Below are 955 nucleotides of genomic sequence, written 5' to 3'. Positions count from 1 at the left end.
GGCGGGTATCGGCCTTGCCTATTTTCCGGTCGGTGCCGACCTGCCGCTGTCGCGCGAACTCATCTTCAACTTCTTCCTGCCGCCGCTGATCTTCGAAGCGGCAATGCAGCTGCGCTGGTCGCGCTTTCGGACGGAGATGCCGATCACGATCGTGCTCGCCTTCCTGGGCGTGGCGATCAGCGCCGCCGTTGTCGCTGGCGGCATGCACCTGCTGCTCGGCTGGAGCGTGCTGGGTGCTGCCTTCTTCGGCGTGCTGATCGCCGCGACCGATCCAGTGTCGGTCATCGCGGCGTTCAAGGAGATGAGGGCCGAACCGCGACTGAGCATGGTCGTCGAATCCGAAAGCCTGCTCAACGACGGGGTCGCTGCGGTGGGTTTCGCGATCCTCGTCGGCGTTGCCAATGGCGAGGCACTGACCGCATCGGGCGCGGCGCTCGCCTTGCTGTGGACCGTGGCGGGCGGCCTCGCCATCGGCGCCGCGATCGGCTTCGTCGTGCTGACCGTCGCCGGCCGGACGACGGACCATCTGGTCGAGGTGACGCTGACCACGGTCGTCGCCTGGGGATCGTTCCTGCTTGCCGAGCATGTCCATGCCTCGGGTGTGTTCGCGGCGCTGGCGGCGGGGCTGATCGTCGGCAACCTTGGCCCGCGCGGATCGATCTCGGTCGCCGGCCGGCAGCATGTCCAGGATTTCTGGGCCTATGCCGCCTTTCTCGCCAATTCGTGCCTGTTCCTGCTGATCGGCAGCCATGAAGCGCACCAGCCGATCGCACTGGTGTCGGTACCGCTGGGCATCGCCATCGTGCTGACGCTGATCGGTCGCGCGGCGGCGGTGTATCCGCTGGCGTTGCCCTTCGCGCGGTCCCGGCGGCGATTGCCCGCCACCTATCAGCACGTGCTCGTCTGGGGTGGCTTGCGCGGGGCGGTCGGGCTGGCGCTGGCGCTGGCGGTTCCC

1 protein-coding gene is annotated in these 955 nt (G+C 68.2%); it reads left to right on the top strand.

The window, feature by feature from the left end; translation table 11 throughout:
- Nucleotides 1-955: cation:proton antiporter (locus AX685_RS11030; RefSeq protein ID WP_066488616.1), on the top strand; the 955-nt coding region annotated here is incomplete at both ends.

Origin of the sequence: Sphingomonas sp. CCH9-F2, from assembly GCF_001556735.1 — a bacterium.
GTDB classification, from domain to species: domain Bacteria; phylum Pseudomonadota; class Alphaproteobacteria; order Sphingomonadales; family Sphingomonadaceae; genus Sphingomonas; species Sphingomonas ginsenosidimutans.
This window is presented reverse-complemented; position numbering and strand designations above follow the sequence as displayed.